Annotated in this window: 17 protein-coding genes; 9 read left to right on the plus strand and 8 right to left on the minus strand. The window is 33.3% G+C overall.

Annotated features, from left to right (window positions below):
• Positions 1 to 4 precede the first annotated feature (4 nt).
• The 3 genes from ACYVEC_RS10355 (at position 5) to ACYVEC_RS10365 (ending at position 4106) form a co-directional block, all read left to right on the plus strand.
• Positions 5 to 1678, plus strand: coding sequence for a ribonuclease J (locus tag ACYVEC_RS10355; protein ID WP_063224097.1), 1674 nt, complete (start codon positions 5 to 7; stop codon positions 1676 to 1678).
• 97 nt (positions 1679 to 1775) lie between these two features.
• Complete coding sequence (locus ACYVEC_RS10360; RefSeq protein ID WP_063224096.1) at positions 1776 to 2621, plus strand: MerR family transcriptional regulator; 846 nt, start codon at positions 1776 to 1778, stop codon at positions 2619 to 2621.
• A 129-nt stretch (positions 2622 to 2750) separates the two neighbouring features.
• Positions 2751 to 4106, plus strand: a complete 1356-nt coding sequence (locus ACYVEC_RS10365) for an MATE family efflux transporter (protein WP_063224095.1) — start codon at positions 2751 to 2753, stop codon at positions 4104 to 4106.
• Between the two features lie 35 nt (positions 4107 to 4141).
• Here ACYVEC_RS10365 and ACYVEC_RS10370 read toward each other — a convergent pair whose 3' ends face one another.
• On the minus strand, positions 4142 to 4807 hold the full coding sequence (locus ACYVEC_RS10370) for a DUF421 domain-containing protein (RefSeq protein ID WP_275719598.1): 666 nt from the start codon (positions 4805 to 4807) through the stop codon (positions 4142 to 4144).
• 160 nt (positions 4808 to 4967) lie between these two features.
• On the opposite strand from ACYVEC_RS10370, the gene ACYVEC_RS10375 reads away from it, so the two are divergent.
• The 3 genes from ACYVEC_RS10375 (at position 4968) to nfsA (ending at position 6981) form a co-directional block, all read left to right on the plus strand.
• Positions 4968 to 5546 (plus strand): YdcF family protein, encoded by a 579-nt coding sequence (locus tag ACYVEC_RS10375; RefSeq protein ID WP_063224093.1) that lies wholly within the window; start codon positions 4968 to 4970, stop codon positions 5544 to 5546.
• Between the two features lie 149 nt (positions 5547 to 5695).
• Positions 5696 to 6013 carry a DUF4870 domain-containing protein gene (locus ACYVEC_RS10380; RefSeq protein WP_000678041.1) on the plus strand — a complete coding sequence of 106 codons (318 nt, stop codon included), beginning with the start codon at positions 5696 to 5698 and terminating at the stop codon, positions 6011 to 6013.
• Positions 6014 to 6246: 233 nt separating this feature from the next.
• Positions 6247 to 6981 carry an oxygen-insensitive NADPH nitroreductase gene (gene nfsA / locus ACYVEC_RS10385; protein ID WP_048561285.1) on the plus strand — a complete coding sequence of 245 codons (735 nt, stop codon included), beginning with the start codon at positions 6247 to 6249 and terminating at the stop codon, positions 6979 to 6981.
• Positions 6982 to 7069: 88 nt separating this feature from the next.
• Here nfsA and ACYVEC_RS10390 read toward each other — a convergent pair whose 3' ends face one another.
• From ACYVEC_RS10390 to ACYVEC_RS10415, 6 genes are all read right to left on the minus strand, one after another.
• Positions 7070 to 7795 (minus strand): sulfite exporter TauE/SafE family protein, encoded by a 726-nt coding sequence (locus ACYVEC_RS10390; protein WP_098557410.1) that lies wholly within the window; start codon positions 7793 to 7795, stop codon positions 7070 to 7072.
• A gap of 126 nt (positions 7796 to 7921) precedes the next feature.
• Positions 7922 to 9142, minus strand: coding sequence for an MFS transporter (locus ACYVEC_RS10395; protein ID WP_275718716.1), 1221 nt, complete (start codon positions 9140 to 9142; stop codon positions 7922 to 7924).
• A 19-nt stretch (positions 9143 to 9161) separates the two neighbouring features.
• Positions 9162 to 9611, minus strand: a complete 450-nt coding sequence (locus tag ACYVEC_RS10400) for an ArsR/SmtB family transcription factor (protein WP_098557411.1) — start codon at positions 9609 to 9611, stop codon at positions 9162 to 9164.
• 128 nt (positions 9612 to 9739) lie between these two features.
• Positions 9740 to 10954, minus strand: a complete 1215-nt coding sequence (locus ACYVEC_RS10405) for an MFS transporter (RefSeq protein WP_063224089.1) — start codon at positions 10952 to 10954, stop codon at positions 9740 to 9742.
• 7 nt (positions 10955 to 10961) lie between these two features.
• The gene (locus ACYVEC_RS10410; protein WP_098557412.1) at positions 10962 to 11429 is read right to left on the minus strand and encodes a VOC family protein; all 468 of its coding nucleotides are present in this window, start codon (positions 11427 to 11429) and stop codon (positions 10962 to 10964) included.
• A 166-nt stretch (positions 11430 to 11595) separates the two neighbouring features.
• Positions 11596 to 11715: a YjcZ family sporulation protein gene (locus ACYVEC_RS10415; protein ID WP_000120179.1), complete on the minus strand. Its 120-nt coding sequence runs from the start codon at positions 11713 to 11715 to the stop codon at positions 11596 to 11598.
• A gap of 239 nt (positions 11716 to 11954) precedes the next feature.
• On the opposite strand from ACYVEC_RS10415, the gene ACYVEC_RS10420 reads away from it, so the two are divergent.
• Positions 11955 to 12173, plus strand: a complete 219-nt coding sequence (locus ACYVEC_RS10420) for an aspartyl-phosphate phosphatase Spo0E family protein (RefSeq protein ID WP_002096752.1) — start codon at positions 11955 to 11957, stop codon at positions 12171 to 12173.
• Between the two features lie 55 nt (positions 12174 to 12228).
• Positions 12229 to 12417 (plus strand): RNA chaperone Hfq, encoded by a 189-nt coding sequence (gene hfq / locus ACYVEC_RS10425; RefSeq protein WP_000400658.1) that lies wholly within the window; start codon positions 12229 to 12231, stop codon positions 12415 to 12417.
• Between the two features lie 27 nt (positions 12418 to 12444).
• On the opposite strand, the gene ACYVEC_RS10430 is transcribed toward hfq, so the two are convergent.
• Positions 12445 to 13047 (minus strand): HD domain-containing protein, encoded by a 603-nt coding sequence (locus tag ACYVEC_RS10430; RefSeq protein ID WP_063224087.1) that lies wholly within the window; start codon positions 13045 to 13047, stop codon positions 12445 to 12447.
• Between the two features lie 172 nt (positions 13048 to 13219).
• On the opposite strand from ACYVEC_RS10430, the gene ACYVEC_RS10435 reads away from it, so the two are divergent.
• On the plus strand, positions 13220 to 14053 hold the full coding sequence (locus tag ACYVEC_RS10435; RefSeq protein ID WP_016088546.1) for a flagellar motor protein MotP: 834 nt from the start codon (positions 13220 to 13222) through the stop codon (positions 14051 to 14053).
• The last annotated feature ends 20 nt before the right edge of the window (positions 14054 to 14073 follow it).

Genomic DNA, 14073 nt, shown 5'->3' on the forward strand with positions numbered 1-14073 from the left:
TAATTTGAAGTCATTAAAAAACAACTTGTCTATTGTTGCTTTAGGTGGAGTAAATGAAATAGGGAAAAATATGTATGCTATTCAATATGAAAATGATATTGTCGTTATTGATTGTGGATCTAAATTTCCAGATGAAAGTTTATTAGGAATTGATTTAATAATTCCAGACATCACATACTTGCAAGAGAATAAAGAAAAAATTCGCGGGTTAGTAGTGACACATGGGCATGAGGACCATATTGGCGGAATACCATATTTTTTAAAACAACTAAACGTACCAATCTATGCGACAAAGTTAACACTGGGTTTAATTGAAATTAAATTAAAGGAACATAATCTTCAAGATGATACAGCATTAATCGTTATTCATTCAGAATCAGAAATTGATTTTGCTTCTATTAAGACGACTTTTTTTAAAACGAATCATAGTATTCCAGATTGTCTCGGTATTGCTTTCCATACACCAGAAGGTACTGTAGTACATACAGGTGATTTTAAATTTGATTTAACACCAGTAAATAATCAACATCCTGATATTCATAAAATGGCTAAAATAGGTAGTGAAGGTGTGCTAGCTTTACTATCTGAAAGTACAAATGCAGAACGACCAGGCTTTACTCCATCAGAGAGATCGGTAGGGGAACGGATAGAGGAAATATTTATGAAAGCAAATCGAAAAGTAATTATTTCTACATTTGCTTCTAATGTGAATCGTGTTCAGCAAATAGTTGAAGCTTGTATAAGAACAAATCGAAAACTGGCTTTGCTCGGTAGAAGTATGGTAAATGTAGTAGAAGTTGCTCTAGAGAAAGGGTATTTACATATTCCAGACGGTATGTTAATTGAAGCGAGTGAGGTAAATCGTTTAGATCCAATGCAGGTCGCAATACTTTGTACAGGAAGCCAAGGAGAACCAATGGCAGCTTTAGCGCGTTTAGCAAGTGGAAACTATAGACAAGTTGATGTATTACCAGAAGATACGGTTATTATAGCCGCGACTCCTATTCCAGGAAATGAACGTAACGTTTCGAGAATTATTGATAATCTATTTGCTTTAGGAGCCAAAGTGATTTATGGATCCGGTAGTTCTACTGGAGTCCATGTATCTGGTCATGCGTATCAAGAAGAACTGAAATTAATGCTCACATTAATGAAGCCGAAATATTTTATTCCCATTCATGGAGAGTTCAGAATGCTACATCACCATAGTTTATTAGCAGAATCAATTGGTGTTGAAAAAGAAAATATATTTATCGTTCGTAATGGGGATGTTGTAGATATAAGTAACGAAGTGGCAATTCAATCTAGAAAAATACAGGCAGGAAATATATATGTAGATGGATTAGGAATTGGTGATGTTGGAAATGCCTTATTACGTGATCGTAAACAACTTTCAGAAGATGGAATGCTCGTAATAGTTATTACTTTTAATAAAGTGGATGGAGAAATAATTTCAGGTCCTGATATTATTTCTCGTGGATTTGTATATGTTCGTGATTCAGAAGAATTTTTGAAGGAATTAAATAAATTAGCTGTTAGTACGATTAATAATTTAAAGAAAGAGAAAGTGAATAGCTGGGGTATTTTGAAAAGAGAAGTAAGAGAAGCTTTAGGGAAGTATATATATACGAATACGAAAAGAAAGCCGATGATTCTTCCTATAATAATAGAGGTTTAATAATGAATAAAAAGAATTCTCGTATGGGAATTCTTTTTTGTTTTGAAGACAAAATGAACATATAATGAAATAAATAGAAATTGGAAGGGAATAAAAGATGTTATTAAATAAACGCTTTACAATTGGAGAAATGGCAAAAATGCATAATATAGCGGAATCTACTTTACGTTATTATGATGAAAAAGGAATTTTTCATCCGTCCATTGTGGACCCGCAAACGAATTATCGCTATTACACAATCGATCAGTTCTCACTATTAGATACGATTAAATTTTTACGTCAATTAAATATTCCATTAAAGGAAATTAAGAAATATATTGATGAAAGAAACCCAGCATACGCACTCAATTTACTGGAAAAACAACAAGAAATGATGTTAAAAAAACAAAGAGAGATTGAGTATGCTTTGGCGAAAATGGAGCATAGAATTCATTTAATTAAGGAAGCAACAAAAGCGAAAGCTGAACAAATGGTAATTAAAGAGATACCGCAGCGGAAAATTACAGCAATCGCAGTTGCCCCAAATACGACGGATGATATGTTTGAGTACTATATTCATTCGTTGCAAAAAAATATGAGGCAAATGGATGATAGCTTATTTTCTGGAGATATCGGTGTAACCGTTGCAAAAAAAGGATTAATGCAAAAGGAGTTTCAAGCGTATAGTAGCGTGTTTATTCTTTTGGATTATATGCCGTATGAAGTGCATAATTCAGATGAGATTAAGGAAGGTTTATATGCTTGTTCTTATCATCATGGACCTTATGAAGAAACAGATGCAACGTACAAGGAATTACTTGCATACATTGATCAAGAAGGATACGAAGTAAGTGGAGATGCGATTGAGATTGCATTAATTGATTGGTCTGTAACAGAAAATCCAGATGAGCAAGTAACGGAAATTCAAATTCCTATAATGAAAAAACAAAGCAATAAGTTGTAGAACTCCTATAATTACAAATTGGCATTTAACACGATAATTAAGTTACCTATTTTTTAATTCTCTCTTGACCTTCAAGTTACTTGAAGGTTTAAACTGTGAACAGAGCGTTGAAAAAAGGAGCATAATAGTATGGAAGTAACAGAAAAATTAAGAGAAAAACCAATTAAAAGTTTATTTATTTCTTATTTAATACCAGCTGTTCTCGGGATGGTATTAATGTCAGTTAATATTGTAATTGACGCGGTTATGATTAGTAGGGGAGTTGGAGCAAACGGTTTAGCAGGAGTAAACGTCGCTATTCCAGCGTTTTCAATTTTCTTCTCTATTTCATTATGGATTGGAATGGGCGGGGCAACGTTATATTCTATTGCACTAGGTGAAAATAAAATAGAAAGAGCAAGGTCTATTTTTACTCAATCTATGACGGTAGCAGTAATTATCGTAGGTATTTTAGCAGCGATTTGTTTATGGAGAATAGAAGATTTAGCATACTTATTCGGTGCGAATGAAGTGATTTTACCGTATGCGTTAGACTATTTACACGTGTTATTAACATTTGGGATGATATACGTTTTAGAAAATATTTTAAGTACATTTATACGAAATGATGGAAATCCTAATTTAGCAATGGCAGGTCTTGTTGTAACGGCTGTATTAAACATAATGTTTGACTATATCTTTATTTTTATTTTTGGATGGGGCGTAACAGGTGCTGCTTCAGCAACTATTCTTTCGGCAGCGATTGGTTTCCTTGTATTATTAACTCATTTCTTTAGAAAAAGTAGTATTTTAAAGTGGACGAAATTCCATTTTGAATGGGATACGATTAAACAAATTATGATAATAGGTTTTCCGAGCTTTATAACAGAAAGTACGGTGGCAATCGTGACGATTGGTTTTAATATAGCATTCGTCCAATATGCAGGAGAAGTAGGAGTAGCTTCCTATGCGATGGTCAATAGCATTCATGCGATGACATTACTATTATTCTTCGGTGTAGGTGCTGCATTGCAACCAATTGCTAGTTTCCATTACGGTGCAAATTTATCAGAAAGATTGCGTGAAGGATTACAGTTTGCTGTGAAAATTGCAGTTGTACTTGGGGGCGTTGCGATAATTGTCGGATTATTCTTCGGGAAATATATTATTGGTCTATTTGATGTCCAATCTCCAGAATTATTGGAGTTAACATTAACAGGTATTAGTTTGTTCTTTATCCAATACGTATTTTTAGGCTATAACATTGTGTATGGAGAGTACTTCCAATCAGTGCGACAAACGAAAAAATCCGCGCTTATTATAATGAGCCGAGGGTTACTATTTGTTATTCCATTGTTATGGATTATGCCAAAGTTATTTGGAATAAACGGAATTTGGCTCGTTATGCCAGTAGCGGAAGTAATAACAGCGATTATCCTATTTACGATGAATCGTATGAAACATCCTGTTCCATTAAACATGGCGGGAGAGAAGGAAGTAATATAATGAAGAAAATCCCCTTAAGCAATTAAGGGGATTTTCTATTCTTTTAAACTAATTGCAAAAGATCCATCTATTTCTTGAACAGAAGCAAAGGCAACGTTTTTAATATTTGTAATTCCTTTTTCTTTTAACTCTTTATATAACCACTGTTTGTCCTTATGAATTAACTTTAAGTTATCGTATTGAATTTGTGAATCAACGATAAGGGCAATTGGTAATCCAGCATATTTAACATCTATGTTCAAATCTTTTGGAGTTAATGGTACAAGTTCACGCTTTGGCAAAATACTAATGGCTCCATTTGCTTCTAAAATAGCATATTCAATTTCGTGAACACTCGGGTATCCTGCAACGCGAAGGTTAGAAAGTAGTTCAGCAATGGGATATCTACTTTTTTGTAGGTTCTCAAAAATAATGTCACCATGTTTAATTAAAATGATAGGGTGTCCAAGAATAAAACGATTTAGTTTGTTGAATAGGCTTAATTTTGTAAGGATTAAATGCAAACATGTAATAACGACCATACCAAGAAAAGCTTGCAAAGCACCAGAGACTGGTATGGCTTGAAAAGCTAAATAAGATAAAAAGATAATAGCACCAAAATCATGAGGAGTTAGTTGTGCTAAAGCAGATTGACCGAGCATCTTAAGTGATAATAAAAATAAGATAAAAAAGAATGATACGTTACATAAAAAGAGAAGCAATAGGGACACTCCTTCGTGCAAAGTTGTACTTACTGTTCCCGAAAGGAATATAAATATTACTTTCTAGAGGATAAATTAGGGTGAATTGGAATTTGTCTGTATACAAACAAATAAATGGATATTATGATGAAAGAAGCAAAAAACATAGGAGTATACAGATATGAAAAAGAAGAAAATAATTAAATATATTATAGCAATCATAATGGTTTGCGCTGTTTATGCGGGATTTTTACAATATAACATTTATAAGCATGGGCATATGAATGCCACCTACGATGCGGATTATATAATTGTGTTAGGCTCGAAAGTAAACGGGACGAAACCATCTTACTCATTGCAATATCGTATTGATAAAGCAGCTGAGTATTTAAAATCACATGAGAAAACAATCGCTATTGTGTCTGGAGGGAAAGGAAAAGGAGAAGATATTTCAGAAGCATTAGCAATGAAAAATGGATTAATGAAACTAAAAATTGCAGAAGACCGCATTATAATGGAAGATAAGTCAACGAGTACAGATGAGAATATTAAATACTCAAAACCTTTAATTCCGGACAATATGAAAAAAGGAATGATCGTAACAAACGATTTCCATATGTTTAGAGCGAAAAAAATAGCAGCAAAACAAGGTTTACAATTAGAAGGGCTATCAGCCGAAACGCCGAGGCGAATTGTCATTTCATCGAATATACGAGAGTATTTAGCCATTACGCAATATTGGTTTATGAATCGAATATAGAGAAAAGTAATCCCGTCTGGAAGTCCAGGCGGGATTATTTTTGAGGGAAATCTTACAAATATGTCATGTTCATGAAAGGTAAAGCGATAGTTTCTGGAATAGATTCCTGACATAATGAAGATAACAAAAACTATTTAGAGGTGAATCGGATGAAAGGAAATAATATATTATCTTCACTATGTTACTTTAGTATCTTTTTTGCACCATTTTTACTACCAATTATCGTGTACTTCGTTGCAGAGGATGAAGTGAAATACCACGCGAAAAAAGCATTTTGGTCACATATTTTCCCGTACGCAATTTTATTCGGAGGATTAGCGATATCAGGAATATACGGTTTAGGATTCAATCAATCTGACGGTGCTGGAATTGGAATGATGATCACATATGCAGTGTTCATTCTTGTAGGAATTTACTACTTCATTTGGAATATCGTAAAAGGTATTAAAGTTTTGAAAACGGCGTAATAAGATAAGAAATAATATGATGTGAATCTGTCGTTATTTGTCGGTAAGTCGATATCCCTTGTCGAATCGTTGATATATTCGAAAAATCGTTGATATAATTTCATTTACCGTATTGATAAACGTTTTAAAAAAGAGCAATTTAAAAAGAATTGCTCTTTTTGTGCTTATAAGTTGTGAATATTGAAAAAGATGTGTTAATTTTTCATTATGAAGAGAAAAAAGGAGTGATTTTCATGAATGAGATCATACATAAGATGGAGCAACACGTTTCAGTTCGTAAATATAAAGAAGAATCAATTCCGAAAGATGTAGTAGAAAGAATGGTGCAAGCTGCGCAGCATGCGGCTTCCTCACATTTTGTACAAGCCTATTCTGTTATATATGTAACAGATCAAAACCTAAAGGCTAAATTAGCAGAGCTATCTGGAAATCGTCACGTGAAAGACTGCGCAGCATTCTTTGTTTGTTGTGCAGATTTAAAACGACTTGAAATGGCATGTGAAAAACATAGCACAGAGATAAAGCATGAAGGAGTAGAAGACTTTATCGTGGCAACGGTAGATACTTCACTCTTTGCGCAAAACTTAGCGTTAGCAGCAGAATCGTTAGGGTACGGCATTTGTTATATTGGTGGTATTCGTAATAATCCGAGAGAAGTGAGTGAATTGCTTCATTTACCAGATAAAGTATATCCTGTATTCGGAATGACAGTCGGTGTGCCAGATGAAGATCATGGAGTGAAACCACGTTTACCAGTAGCAGCAATCCTTCATGAAAATGGATATGATGAAAAGAAATATGATGAATTATTAAATGAATACGATGAAACGATGAGTGCGTATTATAAAGAAAGATCATCAAACAAGAAAAGCGTAGCATGGACGGAATCAATGAGCTCATTTATGTCCAAAGAAAAAAGAATGCATATGAAAGAGTTTTTAAGTGAAAAAGGACTTAATAAGAAATGAGTAAAAAGGCAGACCTGAATGCAGGTTTGCCTTTTTTGGAGGAGATAATATGAAGAAAGCTTTAATCTTTTTATCTTGAAAAACTTACTTATAACAAATGCAAACTTTCAATAAGAAGATACATACCCGTGCAACTCAAAAGGATATACGTAAATATTTTGAAAACCCGTTGATTAAGCCATTTAAAAATAATTTGACCTATATACAAACCTAGAAATACGATTGGAATAGCGTAAAAACTTGATTCCCAAATTGTTTTGTTTGTGCCAGTAAAGAGTATTTGAGTTAGTAGGCTAATGAAATATATAAATAGATAAAAAGCTAAAGTAGTTGCTCTCAATTTCTCTTTTTTCGTATCGGTTCCTGTAAAGTACAGTAACAGGGGTGGTCCTGGCATACCGATACTTGTCGTTAAAAGACCGGATAATCCGCCCACTAAGAAATCTCTAGATTTTGTTGATTTAATCTTAAGGTTGCATATTAGCATCAACGTTAATAGTAAGAGCAGGATGCTAATTGCTAATTTAAACGTGTTGATGTTAATGGTAATGAAAATGAAAATACCAAAAGGTACACCAACTATACTTCCGAAAATTAACCTTTTCAGTAGAATAAAATCAATATCCATTCTTATTTTCCAAATGAGTGATATGGAAATAATTAATGATAAAATGATATTTATTTGTATAGCTTCTTGTGGTAGAAATACCATGAGTAAGAAAGGGGTTGCCATAATAGAAAAGCCAAAACCTGTACTTGTTTGTAAAATAGAAGCTACTAATATAATACATATAAAAATGAATATAATCTCCAAAATAGCCCTCCTACATAATCAGATCCAATGCATATTTTAACATAAAGAGAAACTTTAATCAGTGGGGGGCTTACTATCTTTTAATACGGGAAAAAAGCGGCAAAATAGCCGCTTTTTATGTTGCAGTTAATATTCTAATGACGATTCTGTAGCTTTAAAATACTTTTCACGTGAAGGAGTCATTACTCGGAGTGCTAATAAACAGGAAAGGAAAAGAATGAGTAACGAGCTACTTATTACAGTAATTTGAACAGAAAGAAATTGTGCGGATGCCCCAATTGCTAAAACGAAAAATATTTGGATGAAATTTTTTATGGAATCAAACACGCTATCGATACGTCCTATCATATGTACAGGGATGTTATTTTGATAAAATGTGATAAAGCCAGTACCAGCAAATGATGAAGAAATGCCAAGTAAAATGAAACCGCCTGCTGCAACTATAAATGAATTTGAAAAGGCAAAAATTACATAACCTATTGCTGTGAAAATCATACCGAGTCCGATACAATGTTGAATTGGTAATCGTTTGGCAAAGAGAGAAACAAGAAATGAACCGAAAACATAAGCAGCACCAGTTATACTAACAAGCATGCTATATTCCATGTCGGATAAAGACAGTACTTGATTTGTGAATACAACTTCTTGTGAATCGAGCGCCATAGAAACAAGCATAGTCGCTTGAAATAAAACGAATATAAGAATGATGTAAGTTTCAGTTCGAGCGAATGAAAAAACTTGTTTCCAATCACTTCGTAATGTTTGTACGAAAGTATTTGCAACTTCTTCGTTTTGTTTTGTTTGTAATGTAATGTTCGGCAAGAAGTAAATGAGAATGGTAGAAAGTAGAAAGGAAAGTGAGTTGCAGTAAATAACAAAGGATGCTGAGTACGTGGTGAGAAGTATTCCAGCAAGGGCTGGACCGATAATAAAAGCCCCGCTTGTACAAAAGTTATTCCAAGCGTTGAATTGAGCGCGTTCTTCAGCTCGTATGAGCATTGTTTTATAAGAAAATGAAGCTGGATCGAAAAATGATGTAGCAATACGAGTCAAAAAGATAAAAATATAAATGGCCCAAATAGAATCAAATAGTGGAATACACCCAATGAGAGCTGCTCGAATTATATCTGTGATGAGCATAATGGCCCGTTTGTTTAATCGATCTACTATGCTACCAGACCATATTTTTGTAACAACGGTGGCAATTGGACCTACAATCCATAATCCTGCTACAGCAGCAGGGGAGTTTGTGCTATTTAACACCATTAAGTTTAGAGCGATAAGATACATAAAATCACCTAAACGAGAAATTCCTGTTCCTGACAATAATAATAATTTATTTTTCATGAACAAATGGCCCTTTCTTTCATTGTTTTTTAATCTTGCAGGAAATAGCGTATTCTTCTTCAGAGTTTGATTGACGAGCGGTTTTGTTTTCCCAGCGTAATAAAACTTGTGTAATCTCCCAAGTAAGCTGTTGTAATTCCTCCGGAGTTAAAAATAGATGAGATACAATATGACTACCTGTATTCGTTCCTTCTGTGCCGCTCTCTTCAATATAGAAGTGAGATGCTTTTGCTTTATAATATTTTTCAATAATCCCTCGTTTTTCCTTCGTTTCTACTAATTCAAGCAACCCTCCATCGTATAAAATTTGAACGTGATAATGTACGCTTCCAGCAGTTTTGTTTAGTTTAGTAGCTACTTGTTTTGCAGTGAGTGCTTCGTCTTTTAAAAGGTGAAGGATTTGAATACGAGTTGCATTAGAAATGAGCTTCTGCTGCTCAGCTGAAATAGTAAGTCTATCGTCAAACATTATGGCATCCCCTTTCTTATAATCTAAATTTATTGTACATTCTAAAAAATTAGAACGTAAGGGAAATAAATCGTCTTTTTCCTTTATATTTCGACATAAATAAAAATAGCATGTACATAAACATGCTATTAATTGGAGGTAGATTCCTCATTAAATTCCCCGCGATAAAATAAAAACAGCCATATAAAACTAACTAAAATACAACATATAGCTAGAAAACTACCAATAATTTGAGGAGAAAGAATTTCTAATAGCCACCCTGTAATGAACATAGATAACTGTATAAGCGAACCATAAATTGAGTAATGAAATGAAAAAACTTTACCAATCATATTTTCGTGCGTGTAAGTTTGAAGTAATGTCGTATCAAGTGGAACGATGATGCCTCCTGCTATGCGCATACAGAGCAATGTAATGATACCGATAATAAGTTGATCAGATAAAATGAATCCGAGAAAGAAAATTCCTTGTAGGAAATAGGCCCAACCAAATGCTTTTTTCATTTTCTCTTTATTATGAGAGATATAAAGATTAACGAGGAGGCTGCCGATGATAAGCCCAGCCCCTTGAACCGAATATAAAACTCCAATGTTAGTGTAGAAAATTTTTTCAGCATAGATTGTTAGAAGCAGCTGATAAGAACCTCCAATAATGCCCCATGAAATGCCGACAAGAATTAATATTAAAATGATTTTTGTTTGCAATATGTATGTATAACCATCTTTTATATCAGTAAAAAATGTTTTTTTCCTGTTATAAGTATCATGAGTAGAGATACTCATATTATAAATAAAATAGGCTGAAATAAAGTACGACAGGCTGTTCATTAAAAAAGCGAACTCAATATGGAAAGATTGTGCAACTATTCCGCCTAAAGAAGCCCCCATAATAGACATAAAACCATTCATTGTACTAGAAAGAGAGTTCGCAGTTACGAAATGATTTTGGTATATGATATTCTTTAAAGTTGCTTGTTTAGCCGGCTCAAATAAACAAGAAAGTACAGATAAACATATATTAGCAATGAAAATAATCTCAATTTTATATGGTGCAAATAAGTAAGTGAGGACGAGCATGCCTCGTAAAATATCGGTAAAAATCATAATATTCTTTTTAGAAAAACGATCTACAATACCGCCAATAAAAGGGCTAAGAAGAAGCTGGGGTAAACCTTTACTTATAAAAGTAAGTGCGATCATAAACGGAGATTCCGTTATGCTATAGACGAATGTTAATAAAGCTACCGTGTGAAACCAATCCCCAAGTACACTTAATGTTTGACCGTAAAATAGTTTTTTGAAGTTATTATTTGTTTTAAGTAGTGCGGAATAAGAAACTGACATAAAAGGATTAATCTTTATGTAATGATGATGCTTGAACTTGTTTTTTCCATTCGCTTAAATACACTTTCTCTTCTGTAGAAAGTCCAACAGGTAATTGTGCAATCAATTCTAAACTATTTCCATCAGGATCGTTAAAGTATACAGCGGCATGTGCTAATTCTGGAAAAACAATTGGTTCAATTGGTTCCATTCCAAAGTCTTTTCGTGCTGAAATTCCTTTTTGATTTAACCAGTGTATCGCATTTTCTAAATCATGTAAGCTTACTTGAAAGGCTATGTGTCGTAAAGAGGGGTGATAATTCACTTTGTATTCTGTGCCTTCCCAAAGACCGAGCCAACTTTCATTTTCTTTAATCCAAAAGAAAGCAATATCATCTCCTCTTTTATATAATTTCAGTCCAAGTGATTCATAAAAAGATATTGATTTCTCTAAGTTACGGACGGGTAAATGCGCTTCGTAAAGACCTTTAATCATGGTAATCCTCCTTAATAAAAATGTTTCTTATTCCATAGTAAACGATATTTTGTTAGTTGAAATCACAAATAAGAAGGATATAAATTCATACGAAAGTATGAAAAAACAGCTCAAATATGAGCTGTTTTCGTATAGTTTTTCGTTCATTTGTTAAGGATAGGATATATTAGTATCCGTATCCGCCGCCACCCCAACAGCTACATCCGATGATGATTAGAAGGATGAATAGTACGATTAGCAAAGCAAATCCACCGCCGAAACCAGCGCAACTTCCACCATAGCTCATATGTTTTCCTCCTTTTAAATAAGTTAATCTATATAATTCATGGACTACTGTATACAGTATGTTTTTTGTGTGGAAAAGGAGCCAGTCTCTTTTGTAATTAGACAAACGCCTGTGTGGTCATTTTAAGTGTATATTGAGCTAGGGATGTATGAATGAATCGTTATATATTTTGCAATTTGTTCATAAAAAAATATAAAAATTGTAAAAAAAACCATTTTTATATTTTTTTATGAGAGGATTTGTACTATAATTTTACAAGTAATATTATGGGAAAAGGGAGTTTTAGTAAAGAGATGGAGATGGGAAAATTACATAATAAAATAGAAAACAAAAAGAAAGAGCTAATTCAACTTGTTGCTAGACACGGGTTGGATCATGATAAAGTTTTGTTATTTAGCCGAGATTTAGATATACTAATTAATAAGTTTATGAATGTAAAAGATAAAGTACATAAATAAAAAATTTGTAGTTTTTTATATTAAGATATTTCATAAAAGAAGGAGAGAACAGTATTTGGAACATTTACAAGAAGAGCTGTATAAACAAATAAAAGAAGAAAAAGGTATTGTTACAATCTTTTTAAAGAGTGGCGTTAGAATAGTAGGAGAAATTGTTGCGATAGACAAATTTACTGTTTTAATGTTAGTTGATGGAAAACAACAACTTATTTACAAGCAGGCTGTATCAACAATAATGAAATAAGACACTCATATTGAGTGTCTTATTTCATTATCTTTTGCAAGCTGCAACGTCAATGCCGGCAGCTAGTAATTTCTTTTCTCCATCTTGCTCGATGAGTTTTTGTAATTTAGATAGGAAAGAATCAAAGTTTGTATGCTTTGCTACTTGGAATGTCATTTTATGCTCGATTGGTAGCCACGTATCAATATCAGCTTCGTTATGCTGAATTTTCACCTCAAGTTTATCAAGTGCGTTAGCAACTTTTGCTTCGTACGTTTCTTTCGCTTCAAACTCCATCCATAAATCATATAATTCCTCACCGAGAGAACCTTGTAATGTGCGTTTAATATTTAAAATTGCTTCTTGCTCATTTATTTGTTTTTGTAATTGTAATTCATGACTATTCATTGTATCAAAAGCAGGAATATCACCAGCTTCTGCCTCGACTAGGTCGTGAATAATAACCATTTTAAGTAATTTTTCAACATTGACTTTTTGATCCAAATAAGGCTCAACTAAAATGGCCATTAGAGACATGCGCCACGTATGTTCAGCAACGCTTTCTTGACGTCCGTTAGAAAGCCAGCTATGCCGCATTTCATATTTTAGTTTTTCTGCTAGTGCAATGACCTGTAAAATGTTATGTTCCATCGTGATCCTCCTCATATTTCTATACTGTAATTCTAATATGGAAATAAAATGTGTCAATTCTATGAGTATATTGCGATAAATAGATGATAAGCGTATAATACATATTATATGTGAAAACGCATTATTAAAATAAAAAAATGTTTTATAAAAATGAAAAGGGAAGGGCAGGAATATGGGAGACGAAAATCAAGGATTAGCTAGACCACAAAGAAGAAAAAGGAAGTTTGACATTTCTAGCCCAGTTGGCATTATAGTAGGTTTTGCTATAGTGATAGCGGCAATTATGATTGGTGGCGGTGGAATAAAAGCTTTTAAAAACTTTTTAGATGTTTCATCTATTTTAATTGTCATAGGGGGAACAACAGCGACAATTGTTGTGGCATATCGATTTGGAGAAATAAAAAAATATACGAAAAGTATTTTTACTGTTTTACATAGAAGAGAAGCAGATTTAGAACAGTTAACGGATTTGTTCGTTGATTTTTCGAAAAAGTCTAAAAAACATGGCCTGCTTTCTTTAGAAGTTGATGGAGAGCAAGTAGACAATCCTTTTATTCAAAAAGGAATTCGATTAATGTTAAGTGGTTACGATGAAGATGAATTAAAAGAAGTATTAATGAAAGATATTGAAACAGAAGTATATGAGTTAAGAAAAGGAGCAGCGTTATTAGATAAAATTGGCGATTTCGCTCCAGCTTGGGGCATGATAGGGACTTTAATCGGTCTTATCATTATGCTTCAAAACTTGCAAGATACATCGCAAATTGGTACAGGGATGGCAGTTGCGATGTTAACGACATTGTATGGATCAGTACTTGCAAATATGATTGCAATCCCTCTTGCTGAAAAAGTGTATCGTGGTATTGAGGATTTATATACAGAGAAGAAGTTTGTTATTGAAGCAATTTCAGAATTGTATCGTGGACAAATTCCTTCTAAATTAAAGTTAAAACTGGATACATACGTATACGAAACAAAGATAAAAAAAGTAAAACGAGCAGCCTAATATTTCAAGGAGTGGTAAGG

This window comes from Bacillus sp. MN7755 (assembly GCF_054771475.1).